Here is a 13,857-nt window from a genome sequence, read left to right on the forward strand (position 1 = left end):
CCAACTTTTTTCTCCCCCCCCCGGCCCCCCCCCCCCCCCCGTCCTCCGGGGGGGGCCCCCCCCGCCCCCCCCGCGCGGCCCGCACCCCACTTTCGTGTGCGTGAGGTGACGGTGCCGGTGGACGTCCGCCCGCGCGATGGTGTGGAATACCGAAAACGTACCCGTGGGAATGTGATGCCGGCGGGCCAGGAGAAGGCGACGCCCCATATGAGGACCGAGAGACCCCAGGTGAAGCAGGACCGGGCGGTGCGCACCCGCCACGCCATCCTGCAGGCGGCGGCCATGGTGTTCGAGGAGCACGGCTACGACGCGGCCAAGCTCTCGGACATCGTCAACATCGCCAAGGTCACCAAGGGTGCCCTCTACTTCCACTTCGAGTCGAAGGAAGGCCTGGCCCAGGCCGTCATCGACGCCCAGAACGAGGGCCGGCCGCAGGCGCTGCCCCAGCTGTACAAGGCGCAGGAGTTCGTCGACATCGGCATGGTCTTCTCGCACCGGATGCGGCACGAGGTGCTGATCCGGGCGAGCGCCCGGCTCACCCTGGACCAGACGGGCACCCACCTCGACCGGGCGACCCCGTACGAGACCTGGATCGAGCTGTGCGCCGGCCTGCTGACCGAGGCCCGGGACCGGGGCGAGCTGCTGCCCGGCGTGGAACCGGTCGTGCCCGCCCGGCTGATCGTCGGCGCGTACGCGGGGCTGAACACCATGTCCCATACCCTCGGTCTCGACCTGGACGCCCAGGTCGCCGAGCTCTACACGCACGTCATGCCGAACGTGGTGGTCCCGGCCGTGGGCATCCGCCTGGACACCGCCCCCGGGCGCGGGGCCCGGGCCCTCCACGGGCCGCTGGGCACGCACTCCTGCCGGACCGGCTGCGCCAACGGGGTGGTTCCGGCCGGGGAGTTCGCGGACCCGCAGGACCCGGCCGCCTGAACCGCCCCACGCGCCCCACCCCTTCCCAAAAAGATCCTCCCGGGTATTATTTTTTTGCTCGCCTGCCCAGGGAGAACACTGTGGACATTGAGGTACTCGGCGCACCACGGGTCACCGAGAACGGTGTGCTCATCACCGCCCCCACACCGGAGTCCCGGCACGTCCTGGCGGCCCTCGCGGCAAGCCCCGACCGGGTCGTCCCGGTCTCCGTGCTCGCCGACGAGCTGGCCCGCCACACCCCGCCCGAACACTGCCGCGCCGCCCTGCACGCCGCCGTGCGCCGACTGCGCGAGCGGTTCGCGGAGGCCCTGGGGGCCGGCTCGGTCCGTACCCCCGAGACCGTCCTCGCCGCCCGCCCCGGCGGCTACCTCCTCGACACCGGCGGCGGCCGCTGCGACGTCCGCGAGTTCGAACGCGAGGCCGGCGCCGGCTACCGGGCCATGGGCCGCGGGGACTTCGTCCAGGCCACCGCACGGCTGCGCCGCGCCCTCGACCTGTGGACCGGCCCCGCCCTCCACGGCATCGACGCCGGGACCTGGCTGCGCGCCCGCACCGCCGCCCTCGACGCCGAGCGGCTGTCCGTGCTCGACCAGTGGGTCGAAGCCGGACTCGCCCTCGGCCACCACCGCGAACTGCTCCTGCAACTCGCGGGCCTGTGCGGCGCCAACGGACGCCACCCCGAGGGCAGCTACCCGGCCGCCCTGCGGCGGGCCGAGACCCGCGTCGCCGCCCTGCGCGCCGCCCTGCCCGGCCCCGGCCCCACCCTGACGGGCGCGGTACACCCGTGACGCCGCCCGGCCGGGGGCCGCGGCCCCGCCGCGCGACACGGGCCGGCCGCCCTTTGACCCCTGCTTGACCCTTCACCGCCCGGGAACCTAGGTTCGGGGCGGGACGCGGGGAAAACGGCTGGTCGGAGGGGGTCGGCAGGATGCGCGGGGACGAGGCGGGCGCACTGGCCGTACTGGAACTGCTCGCGGCGGACGCCCCGCCGGGCCGGTACGAGGAGCTCCTCACCGACGCCCGCGCGGCCGGAGCCGACGACGCCGCCCTCGACGGGCTCACCCGGGCCCTGGAACTGGCCCGCTCGGTCCAGGCCCGCGCCCGCCGCAGCCGGCAGCGCGAAGCCGCCCTCACCGCCCTCGTCGACACCGCGCACGACCTGACCTCCCCGTACGACATCGACGGCCTGCTGCGGCTGATCACCCGCCGCGCCCGGCGTCTGCTCGGCTTCGACATGGCCTGGCTGTCCCTGAGCCGCCCCGACGGCACGGCGTACGTGCGCACCTCCGAGGGCGAGACCACCGCCTTCAACGTCGGCCTCGAACTCGGCACCGGCCGGGGCCTCGGCAGCATCGCCCAGGCCCGCCGCTCCCCGGTGTGGACCGCCGACTACCTCGCCGACCCCACCATCGCGCACGCCCCCGGCATCGACGCCGTCGTCGAGGCCGAGGGCCTCCACGCGATCATCGCCGTCCCGCTGCGCCGCGGGGACTCCACCCTCGGCGCCCTCTACGGCTCCGACCGCGCCGTGCGGCAGTTCAGCCCGGACGAGATCGGCATCATGCTCTCCCTCGCCGACCTGGCCGCCGTCGCCATCGAGAAGGCGCGCCTGCTGGAGCAGACCCGCGACCAGGTCACCGAGCTGGAGGCCTTCGGCTCCCGCACCCAGACCGCGCTCACCCGCGTCCGCCACCTGTGGGAGTGCCACGCCCGCCTCGCCGGACTCGTCCTGGACGGCGCCGGCCTGCCCACCCTCGCCCGGGCCACCGCCGACGCACTGGACGGCGTCCTTCAGGTGCGCGACCCGGGCGGACGCCCGCTGACCGCGACCGGTGAACTCCCGGACCTGGACGAGGAGGCCGTCACCAAGGGCGCCCTCCAGGCGCTCACCCTGCGGCGCCCCGCCCGGCTGCCCGGCGGCCTGTGGCTGGCCCCCGTCCTCGCCGGGGCCGAGGACCTCGGGGTGCTGCTGCTCAGCCCCTCCGCCCCGCTCGCCGACGAGGACGTACGGCTGCTCCAGCTGGCCGCCCAGTCCGTGGCCTCCCTGATGCTCATCCAGCGGGGCACCGCCGCCGCCGAGGGCCCCGTCCACGACGAGCTCCTCGCCGACCTCCTCGACCGGCCCCACTCCGTCGACCTGCACCTGCTGGAACGCACCCGCCGGCTCGGCATCGACCTCGACCGCCCGCACGTGGTGGTCGTCGCCCGGCCCGAGGGCGGCGAACTCGGCAAGGCCGTCGCCTGGGCCTCCTCGTACGCCTACCGGATGGGCGGCCTCAAGGGCGTCCGCCGGGGCTGCCTCGTCCTCGTGCTGCCCGGCACCGACGCCTCCGCCGCCGCCCACCGCGCCTCCGGCGAGCTGTCGCCGCTGCTCGGCCACGCCGTGTCCACCGGCGCCGCCGGACCCACCACGGGCCCCGGCGACGTGGCCCGCACCTACGCGGAGGCGGTGCGCTGCCTCGACGCGCTGACCGCCCTCGACGGGGTCGGCGGCACCGCCTCCCTCCAGGAACTGGGCTTCCTCGGCCTGCTGCTGTCCGCCGACCACGACGTGGAGGCGTACATCACCCGCACCGTCGGCCCCGTCCTGGAGTACGACTCCGGCCGCCCCGCCGAGCTGACCCGCACCCTGGAGGCGTACTTCGCCTCCGGCGCCAGCCCCACCCATGCCGCCGAGGCCCTGCACGTCCACCCCAACACCGTCTCCCGGCGCCTGGAGCGCATCGCCGAACTCCTCGGCCCCGACTGGCAGAAGCCCGGCCGGGCGCTGGAGATCCAGATGGCGCTGCGGCTGCGCAAGACCCGTACCGTCCTGCACGACCGCCGCACCGCCGCCGACCGCTCGGGCGCCGCCCCCTACGCCGCCCCGTACGAGAGCGCGTAGCCCTCCGTCGCCGCCAGCGCCCGGGCGGCGTGCGCCACGGAGGCCAGCGTCACGTGCCGGTGCCAGCCCGGCAGGGCCCGCCCCGCGAAGTCGCGCAGCCCCGCCTCCTGACCGCTGTGCTCGGCGGCGAACGCCACCCGCCGGCCCTGCTTCGTCAGCCGCAGCAACGGCCCCACCGGCAGCCGCACCAGGTCCGTCACCCACAGCTGCGACGGGGCGCGCCGCGGATCCGCCCACTCCCCGACCAGCAGCAGGTGGCGGCGGCGGGCCGGCGCGGGGTCGGGCATCATCACCCGCACCGCGACCGCGAGGGTGCTGCGGTGCCGGCCCGGACCGGCCGCCGGATCGGGGTCGGTCCACTCCACCGGGGTGCTCAGCCCCTTCACCGCCTGCAGGACGTCCCGCGCGCAGCGGGCCCCCGCCCCGTGTCCGGGCAGGGCCGGATCGGTGACCAGCAGCGGGGTGGACGGGCTGATCCGGGCGATGACGGGCAGCCCCGCCTCCGCGAAGCGGTTCATCGTGGAGCGCGTCCCGATCTGCCGGATGTCCAGCACCACCGGCCGCACCGGGCTGCCGCTGCGCCGCACCGTGGAGATCACGGCGGCCGCCGCGGCCTCCTCGTACGCGGCCCGGGCGGCGTGCTCCCCCAAGGGCTCCGCCAGGAGCTCCCCGAGGGGCTCCGCCGCGTGGCCCGCCTGCTGCTCGGTCTCGGGGAGGAACATCTCCCAGCCCACCGGAGTGGCCAGCGCGGCCGAGGCGAACCAGGTGCCGAACGCCTGCTGCCCCCGGAACATCTGCCCCTGGTGCGGGTCGAACCGGTTGGCCACGCCCACCGAGTGCTCCCCGCCCTTCGGGATGGCCATCGGCTGCGCCACCCACGCCGTCAGCGGGCTCGCGGCCTCCAGGAAGCGGGAGAGGTTGGCCCGGATCGGCTGCCAGTCCCAGGTGGAGCCGGAGATGAAGTGGTGCATGCTCTGCTCGGCCGCCCCGCCGCCGACCTGCCCAGCGATCCCGCGCATCGACTTGCGTCCCGGGAGGGCGAGCAGTCCCTGTACGTACTGCCGGCCCTTCTCCCGCTGGTCCTTGCGGCGCAGGGAGGACAGGACGGCGGCACACAGGTCGTCGGCCACCTCCCGGGCCGGATCCGGCCGTCCGCTCCCGTTCCCCGCGCCCTTCCCCGTGCCCATCCCCGTGACGGTGCTGCTGCTGCCCATGACCGCTTCCACGACATGCCCCCCTCGGCGTGCGTCCACTGCCCCTCTACCGTCCGACGGGCACCCCCTGTAGGGGGAGGTGTGCCGGTCACCGCGATCGCCCCGGTGGTGGTGGGATCCCCACCACCACCCCGACTTGACGGACTGTCGGCCCGGAACTGGCCGGATCACCGCAGATCGGGCACGGTCGGGACCCTCGGCGGCGGTACGGGGGGCGTGAGAAGGCGGGGGCGGCGGCGTGCAGTTCGGCATCTTCTCGGTCGGTGAGCTCGCACCCGACCCCCGGGCCGGCCGGATGCCGAGCGAGCACGAGCGCATCCGGGCCATGACCGCACTCGCCGTCCGCGCGGAGGAGGCCGGCCTCGACGTCTTCGCCACCGGAGAGCACCACAGCCCGCCCTACGTGTGCTCCGCACCCGCCACGCTGCTGGCCTACCTGGCCGCCCGCACCCGGCGGCTGATCCTCTCCACCGCCACCACCCTGATCACCACCAACGACCCGGTGCGCGTCGCCGAGGAGTACGCGCTGCTCCAGCACCTGGCGGGCGGCCGCCTCGACCTGATCGCCGGCCGCGGCGACACCCCCGACGTCTACCCCTGGTTCGGCCAGGACCTGCGCGAGGCCCGCGCCCTCGCCCGGGAGAACTACGCCCTGCTGCACCGCCTCTGGCGCGAGACCGACGTCGACTGGCGGGGCCGCTCCCGCGCCCGGCTGGACGGCTTCACCTCCACGCCCCGCCCGCTGGACGGCGTACCGCCCTTCGTCTGGCACGCCTCGGTGCGCTGCACGGAGACCGCCGAGCGGGCCGCGTACTACGGCGACGGGTTCTTCGCCGACCACCTCCTCGCCCCCGTCGGGCACTACGCCCGGCTGGTCGAGCACTACCGCACCCGGTACGCGGAGCACGGCCACGGCGCCCCCGAGCAGGCCATCGTCGGCCTCGGCGGGCAGCTGTTCGTACGGGCCCGTTCGCAGGACGCCCTGAGCGGGTTCCGCCCCTACTTCGACCGCTCCCCGGCGCGCGCCCTGCACTGGTCCCTGGAGGAGGCCGCGGCCCGCACCCCGCTGACCGTGGGCAGCCCGGACGAGGCCATCGAGAAGATCCTCGGCTTCCGGGAGGTCTACGGGCACTACCAGCGCCAGCTGTTCACCGTGGACCACGCCGGGATCCCGCTGGAGACCGCGCTCGAACAGATCGACATCCTGGGCGAGCGGATCGTCCCGGTCCTGCGCCGCGAACTGGCCGCCACCCGCCCGCCCGCGGTCCCCCCGGCCCCCCGCCACCCGGCGGCGGACCACCCCCGGGCCCACGGCCACGCGGCGGCGGACCGCCCGGCCCACCACCCGTCCCACCACCCGGCCCCCGCCGCCACCCGGACGGCCGAGCCCGCCCGGCCCGCCCCGCCGAGGCACCTCACCGGGGCGAGCGCCCTGCCGCCCGGCCGCGTCGGGCACACCCATCGGACACACTGAACGCATGTCGATTCACCAGAACCTGCTCGGGGGCCCCGCCCCCACCCACCTGCCCGACGAGCCCGGGCCCCGCGAGGCCCTCGCCGCCGGTACCGCCCCCGCCGAGGTGGCCGCCGCCCACCCGACCTCCTCCCTCGCCTGGGCCGCCCTCGCCGACGAGGCCTTCGCCGCGGGCCGGACCGTCGAGTCCTACGCGTACGCCCGCACCGGCTACCACCGCGGCCTGGACGCCCTGCGCCGCGCCGGCTGGAAGGGCCACGGCCCGGTGCCGTGGGAGCACGAGCCGAACCGCGGCTTCCTGCGCGCCCTGCACGCCCTGGCCCGCGCCGCCGGCGCCATCGACGAGAAGGACGAGTACGAGCGCTGCTCGACCTTCCTGCGCGACTCCTCCCCGACCGCCGCGGACACGCTCGCGTAACGGCCGGACCGAGTGCCCTAGAGGCGCCCCGGATCTCCTGTTTATGATGCGATGCAGGGGACCGGGGCTCCACTCACCCATCGGAAGGAGCGGACCGCTACCCGGAAGCACGTGTCGAGGAGACAGCGATGTCGCACGCCCTTGATGCCTCCGGAGCCGGTTCGGACACCCCGAACCTCGACTTCGCCGGCACCACCCCGTACGAGGACTACGTCCAGGCGGACGTCCTCACCCACCTCCAGCACCCCCGCTCGGACGACCCCGGCGAGATGGTCTTCCTGGTCACCACCCAGGTCATGGAGCTGTGGTTCACCGTCATCGTCCACGAGTGGGAGACCGCCGCCCGCGCCCTGCGCGAGGACGACATCCCGGTCGCGACGGACGCGCTGAAACGATCCCTCCGCGAGCTGGAGGCGCTCAACCACTCCTGGCGGCCGATCGCCCACCTCACCCCCGCGCAGTTCAACGCCTACCGCGCCGCCCTCGGCGAGGGTTCCGGTTTCCAGTCCGCGATGTACCGCCGGATGGAGTTCCTCCTCGGCGAGAAGTCCGCGTCCATGCTGGTCCCGCACCGCGGCGCCCCGCGCGTCCACGCCGAGCTGGAGAAGGCCCTCCACGAGCCCGGCCTCTACGACGAGACCCTGCGCCTGCTCGCCCGCCGCGGCCTGCCCGTCCCGCAGTCGGTCCTCGACCGGGACCTCACCCAGCGCTACGAGCCCTCCGCCGCGGTCGAGGCCGTCTGGACCGGGCTCTACGCCGACCCCACCGGCGCCCACGCCGACCTGCACCGCCTCGGCGAGATCCTCACCGACGTGGCCGAACTGGTCTGGCGCTGGCGCAACGACCACCTGGTCGCCACCCGCCGCGCGATGGGCGCCAAGACCGGCACGGGCGGCTCCGCCGGGGTGACCTGGCTGGAGAAGCGCGCCACCAAGAACGTCTTCCCCGAGCTCTGGACGGCCCGCAGCCATGTCTGACGCGATACTCCAGGACCTCCAGGCCCGCGCCGCCCGCCTGGACGCCGAGGACCCCCTCGCCAAGCACCGCGAGCGCTTCACCCTCCCCGAGGGCGTGGTCTACCTCGACGGCAACTCCCTCGGCGCCCTTCCCGCGGGCGTCCCGGGCGCGGTGGCCGACGTGGTCCACCGCCAGTGGGGCGAGCTGCTCATCCGCTCCTGGGACGAGAGCGGCTGGTGGACCGCCCCCGAGCGGATCGGCGACCGCATCGCCCCGCTCGTCGGCGCCGCCCCCGGCCAGGTCACGGTCGGCGACTCCACCAGCGTCAACCTCTTCAAGGCCCTGGTCGGCGCCGCCCGCCTGGCCGCGCCCGGCCGCACCCGGATGCTGGTGGACGCCACCACCTTCCCCACCGACGGCTACATCGCCGCCTCCGCCGCCCGGATGACCGGCCTGGACCTCGTCCCGGTCGACCCGTCGGACGCGGCGGAAGCGTTCGGTCCCGACACGGCGGTGGTGCTCCTCAACCACGTCGACTACCGCACCGGCCGGCTCCACGACCTGCCCGCCCTCACGGCGGCCGCCCACGCGGCGGGCGCGCTGATCGTGTGGGATCTCTGCCACAGCGCCGGCGCCCTCCCGGTCGGCCTGGACGCGCACGCCGTCGACCTCGCCGTCGGCTGCACGTACAAGTACCTCAACGGGGGCCCCGGCGCCCCCGCGTACCTCTACGTCGCCGAGCGCCACCAGGGCGCCTTCGACTCCCCGCTGCCCGGCTGGAACAGCCATGCCGAGCCCTTCGCGATGACCCCGGAGTACACGCCCGCCCAGGGCGCGGCCCGGGCCCGCGTCGGGACCCCGGACATCCTGTCCATGCTGGCCCTGGAGTCGGCCCTCGACGCCTGGGAGGACGTGGACGTCGAGACCGTCCGCGCCAAGTCCCTCGCGCTGACCGACTTCTTCCTCGACTGCGTGGCCGCGTACGTCCCGCCGGGCGCGGTCGAGGTGGTCACCCCGGAGGAGCACGCCGAGCGCGGCAGCCAGGTCTCCCTGCGGACGGCCGATGCCCGCGAGGTGATGGCGGAGCTCATCGCCCGGGGCATCGTGGGCGACTTCCGCGCCCCCGATGTCCTGCGCTTCGGCTTCACCCCGCTCTACGTCGGATTCGCCGACGCCGAGCGCGCCGCGCGCACACTGGGTCACATTTTCGGGTGACGCGGTAGCGAAACGTCACACCACGAGGCGGGCGGGGCTGCGGCTCCGCCCGCCTCCGTGCGGACTCGTCCCGGCGGCTAGGGGCACGCGACAGCCTGATACGGTCCCGCTCTGCCGGAAACACCGGAACATCTGTCCCGGCCGTCACACGCGTTGCTGTCACACGAGTCACCGCACGAGTTACCGAGAGGTCGAGCCGATGACGGACCCCGCAGTCGAACGGGACGCCGCCGAGGCCGCCGCGGCCTTCGCCCACCCCCCGGTCGCACCGGACGCGAGCGCCGCCTACGGGGAACACCCCGACCAGGTCGTCGACTTCTACGCCCCGCGCGGTGACTCCGTGGCCACGGCCCCGCTCGTCGTCGTCCTGCACGGGGGCGCCTGGCGCGCCCCGTACGACCGCCGGCACATCACCCCGTTCGCCGACTTCCTCGCCCGGCGCGGCTTCGCCGTCGCCAACATCGAGTACCGGCGCGGGAGTTCCCTGCCGCACCAGGGCTCCGAGGGCCCGGTCGCGGGCCGCTGGCCGGAGACCTTCGACGACGTCGCCGCCGCCATGGACGCCCTGCCGGATCTGCTCGCGTCCGCCCTCCCGGCGGCCGACCCCCGCAGGACGGTCGTCACCGGCCACTCGGCGGGCGGCCACCTCGCCCTGTGGGCCGCCGCCCGGCACGTCCTGCCGGCCGGCTCCCCGTGGCGGCTGCCTTCCCCGCCGCTGCTGCGCGGCGTGGTGGCGCTGGCCCCCATCGCGGACTTCGAGGTCGCGGAGCAGCTCGGCGTGTGCGGCGGAGCCTCCTCCCAGCTGCTGGGCGGCCCGGCCCACTGGGACGCCCGCCGCCCGTCCGCGGACCCGGCCTCGCTGCTGCCGACGGGCATCGCGACGACGGTGGTCCAGGGCCGGGAGGACATCGTGGTCCCGCCGGCGGTGGCGGAGTCGTACGCGGCCGCGGCGGCGAAGGCGGGGGAGATGGTGGGCCTGACCCTGGTCGAGGGGGTCGGTCACTTCCCGCTGATCGACCCGGCGGCGGACGCCTGCGCGGTGGTGGCGGAGGAGATCTCGCAGCTGGCCTGGTAGAGCCCGGCGGCGCGGTGCAGCAGGAGCGCGTGCACGAACCGGTCCTCGGCCCGGGGCGGACACCGCCAGGTGAGCGGCCAGGCCCCGTCGAGGGCGGGGACGGGGATGTACGTGGTCCGCCGCGGCCCGGCCGTGAGCCGCCGGAACCCGGGCGGCCACATCCGGTACTGGGCGCTGCCGACCGGGATCAGGAAGTAGACGGGACGGCGCCCGTTGGCCTGCACGACGATGGGCCCGGGGTCACCGCCCGTGAGCGTGACGAGGAGATCGGCGAGGTCCCGTCCCATGTCACCGTCCACACGTAGCGCGTCAAACTGCACGCCGGCCTTGCGGAACGCGATACCGGCGGGCGGGAGCCAGGTGGGAACGGGCGTGAGGGGGGCGTCACTTTCAGTGTTCATGGAACAAGCGTGATGGCTCAGGTCTACCGTTTTCCAGAGCCCGGACTCGAAGGCCCGTGAGTCATGGGATCGCACCGCGCTGCGCTTGAGACCGCTTGAGTTCGTTTGAGTCCGGGGGTGTTCGCATGGGTAAGGCAGAGAGCGGCAAGGACCGGGAACAGGACCCGGAGGAGGAACGCCCGGCCACCCAGCTGATGGCCGACATCGCCCGCATCCTGCGGCTGGAGAAGGGCCTGACCCAGGAGGCCGTAGGACGGCTGACGAACTACACGGGGTCGGCGATCAGCGCCATGGAGACGGGCGCCCAGCCGGTCAGCGACAAGATGCTGGAACGGCTGGAGTCCGCCATCGGCGACAACCGGGGCATCTTCGAGGCGGGGCGCAAGTACGTGCTGATGGAGAAGTACCCGGTGCGGTTCCGGGGGTTCTCGCAGATGGAGGCGTCGGCGCACATGATCTCGTCGTTCCAGAACACCGTTCTGGACGGTCTCTTCCAGACCGAAGCGTACGCGCGGGCGCTGATCGGCGGCAGCTACCCGCAGGTGTCTCCGGCCAAGGTCCAGGAACTGGTGGACGCGCGGCTCGCCCGCAGGGCGCTTTTCGACCGCGATCCCACGGCGATGATCGAACTGATCGTGGAGGAGTCGGTGCTCCGCCGTCCCTTCGGCAACTGGGACATCATGCGTGAGCAGTTGCACTCCCTGGCGGACGACGCCCAGCGCCACAACGTGACGGTCCAGATCCTCCCCTTGGACCGGGGCCTCAAGGGGACTTACGCCGGGGACCGTGGCCCGATGAAACTGGTGGAGACGAAGGACCACGAGCACGTGGTCTACCTGGAGATCGAGGACCAAAGCATCCTGATCAGCAACCGGGCCAAGGTCTCTCGGCTGATCCAGCGGTATGCGAAGATCCGCGCACAGGCGCTCAGCCCTGACGAATCACTGGGGCTCATCAAGCAGTTGGCGGGAGAACGGAAATGAACACCAGCACCCTGCGGTGGTTCAAGTCGAGCTACAGCGACGGCGGTGGCGGCGATTGCGTCGAAGTGGCGTACGACTGGCACAAGTCGAGCTACAGCGACGGCGGCGGCGGCAACTGCGTAGAGGTGGCCGGCTGCCCCCACGCCGTCCACGTCCGGGACTCCAAGAACCTCGGCCCCACCCTCGCCCTGGCCCCCACCGCCTGGGCCGACTTCGCCGACTGGGCCGCCGGGCAGGCGTAGTGGCGACCTGGGCGCTCCTCATGGAGCGGAACATCCACGGGCGGCACGGGTCGACCTGGTCGCTCAGCGTGCTGGGCCACGTGGACGGGACCAGGGAAGAGGCCCTGGCCGCCCTCCGCGCCCGGGCGGAAGCCTTCGATCCGGCCCTCTTCACCAAGGTGACGCGCCGCAGGCTCTACGCAGAGGGCGACGGCAACGGGTTCATGCTGCTCGTGGAGGGCCGCTTCGCCCGCGCATGGCACTTCCGGTTCAAGATCGCCGAGCTGCTCCACGACAGCGCCCCACCACCCCCACCACCGCCGCAGCCGGAACCCGTTCGGCAGCGCAAGCCACGGAGCCCCCGCTCGCCGCGGCCCCCACGACCACGGGCCGCGCCACAGGAGGTCGACATCCCCGAGCGCCCTGCCTGGCTCGGCCGGGACGACCTGGCCTGACCCACTCGGACGGTCTCAGAGAAGGGCTGGGGGCTTCCCGTCAGTCCCACTGTCCTTCCGGGCCGGGCCGGCCTGTCAAGGGCGCTCCTTCGTCGCGTCGCTGCGCGATGTCGCTGCGCTCCACCCTTGACAGGCCGGGCCGGCCTGTCAAGGGCGCTCCTTCGTCGCGTCGCTGCGCGATGTCGCTGCGCTCCACCCTTGACAGGCCGTCCCGGCCCGAAAAGACAAGGACTGTCGGGAAGCCCCCAGAGGAACGGTCCGGTCCGGAGTCGGAGATTCGGCGGTGTCAGCAGACCAGGCGGGGACGCCGGGGCCGGCAGAACAGCCGTCCGGGCCGACACGACCGCCCTCCGGGGCCCACCTCCGCGTCGGATCGCTACGCGCTTCTCTGATCTCGGCGTCCGCCGCCCGTCATGGGCCGATCGTCCTCTTACCCGTAACGGGCGCCGAACGGACCGGCCCCACTGCGAGCGTCAGACCCCGCCGTCGATCAACAGCCGGAGGCGAAGGGTGCAGCCGCCAGGGCGGCTGTCGGTGTCGATGCCGATGGTCTCCGGGCCCCGGTCGGCCGACACCGTGCGGGTCGAGCCCGGGGGCAACGCGTTCGGGCACTGGCCGGCGTTGCCGTCCGCGTAGTACTGGAATTCGAGCTGGACGATCGTGACCCCCGTCTGCTGCACGGCGAAGGTGAGCGTGCAGCCGCCCATGCGGTCGTCGGTGTCGATGCGGATACCGGGACCGAAGGTCCGGACGTCCGACCGGACCGGCACGCGGTGTTCACCCTGGTTCCCGCACTGGTTGGGATCCGCGAACGGCGTGGCCCTCCACTCGTAGGTCAGTCCGGCGTTCTGCATGAAGCCTTCCCGGTCGAAGACACCGAAGGCCAGTTGGCAACCGCCTCGACGTCCGTCCGTGTCGAACCGGACCACATCGGTCCATCGACCCGTTTCGACCCACTGGTCCCCCGTCCTGCCGCCGCATTGACCGGGGTCGCCGTCGGCGTTGAACCGGATGCCGATTTCCGTCGGGAAGAAGTGCCGGTCCTGGGCCAGCGCGTGTGGTGTCGGCAGAACGGCCGTCGCGAACACGGCCATTGCTGCCGAACCGAAGACCGCGAGCCTTCGCGCGATGCGCTTCATGTCATCGAGTCCCTTCGATGAGAGATCGTCGAGACACAGCAAAGCGAGCAGCGTGGACACGCCAAGCCAAAAGCCGGCCTGACAGGCCGTAGACCACCCGAAAAGGCCAAGTGGCAGGCCCAGAAGCCACCCTGGTCGTCCTGTGGTGCGGGTATCAGCCCCGGACGGCCGCCGGACGCCGGAACGCGAGAAGCGCGTAGCGATCTGGCGCGCCCCCCGGTCCCGGATGACGATCCCGCCGTCCCTGGGCGACAGCAGCGACCCCAGACGGGCGGCAGACGCTGAGACGGGAGGAGCGCGTAGCGATCTGTCGCGTGGGCGAAGCCCAAGCCGGGAGGGATGTCAGCCCGGAAGGGATGTCTGCCGGCCCCCGACCACCCCGCCTGGTCGCTGATCCGGCCGTATGTCCATGGATCCTCCGTCCCGTTCCTTTGGGGGTTTCCCGGCAGTCTTCGTTTTTCCGTGGCGGGACGGTCTGTCAAGGG

Annotated in this window: 14 protein-coding genes; 11 read left to right on the forward strand and 3 right to left on the reverse strand. The window is 73.6% G+C overall.

What is annotated here, in order from left to right; translation table 11 throughout:
- The first annotated feature begins 207 nt into the window (after nt 1-207).
- The 3 genes from ACFVXK_RS31100 (at nt 208) to ACFVXK_RS31110 (ending at nt 3,820) form a co-directional block, all read left to right on the forward strand.
- Nucleotides 208-936 carry a ScbR family autoregulator-binding transcription factor gene (locus ACFVXK_RS31100; RefSeq protein WP_389618140.1) on the forward strand — a complete coding sequence of 243 codons (729 nt, stop codon included), beginning with the start codon at nt 208-210 and terminating at the stop codon, nt 934-936.
- Nucleotides 937-1,016: 80 nt separating this feature from the next.
- Complete coding sequence (locus ACFVXK_RS31105; RefSeq protein ID WP_389618143.1) at nt 1,017-1,724, forward strand: BTAD domain-containing putative transcriptional regulator; 708 nt, start codon at nt 1,017-1,019, stop codon at nt 1,722-1,724.
- A 140-nt stretch (nt 1,725-1,864) separates the two neighbouring features.
- Nucleotides 1,865-3,820, forward strand: coding sequence for a helix-turn-helix domain-containing protein (locus ACFVXK_RS31110; protein ID WP_389618146.1), 1,956 nt, complete (start codon nt 1,865-1,867; stop codon nt 3,818-3,820).
- Here ACFVXK_RS31110 and ACFVXK_RS31115 read toward each other — a convergent pair.
- Nucleotides 3,793-5,034: an IS701 family transposase gene (locus ACFVXK_RS31115; protein WP_389618149.1), complete on the reverse strand. Its 1,242-nt coding sequence runs from the start codon at nt 5,032-5,034 to the stop codon at nt 3,793-3,795. The genes ACFVXK_RS31110 and ACFVXK_RS31115 overlap by 28 nt on opposite strands.
- Nucleotides 5,035-5,272: 238 nt before the next feature.
- Here ACFVXK_RS31115 and ACFVXK_RS31120 point away from each other — a divergent pair, with 238 nt between their 5' ends.
- From ACFVXK_RS31120 to ACFVXK_RS31140, 5 genes are all read left to right on the forward strand, one after another.
- The gene (locus ACFVXK_RS31120) at nt 5,273-6,508 is read left to right on the forward strand and encodes a CE1758 family FMN-dependent luciferase-like monooxygenase (RefSeq protein ID WP_389618152.1); all 1,236 of its coding nucleotides are present in this window, start codon (nt 5,273-5,275) and stop codon (nt 6,506-6,508) included.
- Nucleotides 6,509-6,512: 4 nt separating this feature from the next.
- On the forward strand, nt 6,513-6,926 hold the full coding sequence (locus tag ACFVXK_RS31125; RefSeq protein WP_389618155.1) for a DUF3151 domain-containing protein: 414 nt from the start codon (nt 6,513-6,515) through the stop codon (nt 6,924-6,926).
- A 128-nt stretch (nt 6,927-7,054) separates the two neighbouring features.
- Nucleotides 7,055-7,903 (forward strand): tryptophan 2,3-dioxygenase family protein, encoded by an 849-nt coding sequence (locus ACFVXK_RS31130; protein WP_389618158.1) that lies wholly within the window; start codon nt 7,055-7,057, stop codon nt 7,901-7,903.
- Nucleotides 7,896-9,098: a kynureninase gene (gene kynU / locus ACFVXK_RS31135; protein ID WP_389618161.1), complete on the forward strand. Its 1,203-nt coding sequence runs from the start codon at nt 7,896-7,898 to the stop codon at nt 9,096-9,098. The genes ACFVXK_RS31130 and kynU overlap by 8 nt, the downstream gene beginning before the upstream one ends.
- 199 nt (nt 9,099-9,297) lie before the next feature.
- Nucleotides 9,298-10,173, forward strand: a complete 876-nt coding sequence (locus tag ACFVXK_RS31140) for an alpha/beta hydrolase family protein (RefSeq protein WP_389618164.1) — start codon at nt 9,298-9,300, stop codon at nt 10,171-10,173.
- Here ACFVXK_RS31140 and ACFVXK_RS31145 read toward each other — a convergent pair.
- Nucleotides 10,098-10,574: a hypothetical protein gene (locus ACFVXK_RS31145; RefSeq protein ID WP_389618167.1), complete on the reverse strand. Its 477-nt coding sequence runs from the start codon at nt 10,572-10,574 to the stop codon at nt 10,098-10,100. The two genes, ACFVXK_RS31140 and ACFVXK_RS31145, sit on opposite strands and share 76 nt — an antisense overlap.
- A 125-nt stretch (nt 10,575-10,699) precedes the next feature.
- Between ACFVXK_RS31145 and ACFVXK_RS31150 the strand changes: the two genes are divergently transcribed.
- Genes ACFVXK_RS31150 through ACFVXK_RS31160 form a run of 3 tightly spaced genes read left to right on the forward strand, consistent with a single transcriptional unit; the run spans nt 10,700 to nt 12,233 of the window.
- On the forward strand, nt 10,700-11,557 hold the full coding sequence (locus ACFVXK_RS31150; protein ID WP_389618170.1) for a helix-turn-helix transcriptional regulator: 858 nt from the start codon (nt 10,700-10,702) through the stop codon (nt 11,555-11,557).
- A complete protein-coding gene (locus tag ACFVXK_RS31155; RefSeq protein WP_389618173.1) occupies nt 11,554-11,799 on the forward strand; it encodes a DUF397 domain-containing protein in 246 nt (81 codons plus the stop codon). The genes ACFVXK_RS31150 and ACFVXK_RS31155 overlap by 4 nt, the downstream gene beginning before the upstream one ends.
- A 20-nt stretch (nt 11,800-11,819) precedes the next feature.
- Nucleotides 11,820-12,233 carry a hypothetical protein gene (locus tag ACFVXK_RS31160; protein WP_389618176.1) on the forward strand — a complete coding sequence of 138 codons (414 nt, stop codon included), beginning with the start codon at nt 11,820-11,822 and terminating at the stop codon, nt 12,231-12,233.
- A 473-nt stretch (nt 12,234-12,706) separates the two neighbouring features.
- On the opposite strand, the gene ACFVXK_RS31165 is transcribed toward ACFVXK_RS31160, so the two are convergent.
- Entirely contained in the window at nt 12,707-13,432 is a 726-nt protein-coding gene (locus ACFVXK_RS31165; protein ID WP_389618179.1) for a hypothetical protein, read from the reverse strand.
- Nucleotides 13,433-13,857 lie beyond the last annotated feature (425 nt).

Source organism: Streptomyces sp. NPDC058157, from assembly GCF_042884105.1.
GTDB lineage: Bacteria > Actinomycetota > Actinomycetes > Streptomycetales > Streptomycetaceae > Streptomyces.